The organism is Rhodocytophaga aerolata, from assembly GCF_030503435.1.
GTDB classification, from domain to species: Bacteria; Bacteroidota; Bacteroidia; order Cytophagales; family 172606-1; genus Rhodocytophaga; species Rhodocytophaga aerolata.
In genome coordinates this window covers 1-739 of the sequence record NZ_JAUKPO010000182.1, presented here as the reverse complement: position 1 = coordinate 739, position 739 = coordinate 1, and the positions used below count along the sequence as shown (strand labels likewise).

General features: G+C 53.5%; 1 protein-coding gene. It reads right to left on the bottom strand.

What is annotated here, in order from left to right; all coding sequences use genetic code 11:
* The coding region (locus tag Q0590_RS37440) for a hypothetical protein (RefSeq protein WP_302042804.1) at positions 1-739 on the bottom strand (739 nt) is incomplete at both ends.

Sequence of the window (739 nt, the reverse complement as noted above, 5' to 3'; positions counted from 1 at the left end):
AGTAGGGAGTTGATCTTGGTGTTTACTCCATTGTAAGCTACCCCATTGATCGTCTCAGAAGCATTGATGGTCAAAGCCCCATCTTTTACCTCTACCCGGATAGGCGATGCAGTGGACTTGATGCGCGTGGCTACAGCCCCGGTTGATCCGGTGGGTACAAAGGCATTGATGGCATTGACTCCTTCCACATTGATCGTGTGGCTTTCCGGCTCAGAGCCCTGGTTGTAGTCGCCTACCGAAAGGGATACATTATAAAACCCGTTTGGCAGGCTTATCTCCCAATAGCCTTCCTGCTTTACTCCACTAAAGCTGCCGGCAATATTGTTTGCCTGCATATGCATCAGCGAGGACTGCAGTTTCAGTGCCTCAGAGGCATTCGTGTAGGTGGTTCCGGACAGTCTTGCCCGGCCATTGGCAGATAAGTCTAGCGGGCTGCCATCAGAGCGTTTCTTCCAACCATAGCTGTAGGTGGCACTGCCACTAGCGCTGCCTTGCTCAGTGGTGGTACGCGGACCAAATGGCCGGCCGTAATCTTTCAGCCAGCCGGTTGGTGGAACCGTGGCCGCATCCTGGAAGTTGATTTTTATGGTTTGAGCAACCGGTGCCTGGTTCTCTACTGTCAGGTTTACTTGCAGGGCAGCACTGCTGTAGCCGGTGGCTGAAGCAGTAACGGTAGCTGTGTACGTACCGGCAGCAAGGCCTGCCGCATTGATGCCAAAAGAAAGCTCACCGGTTGCAT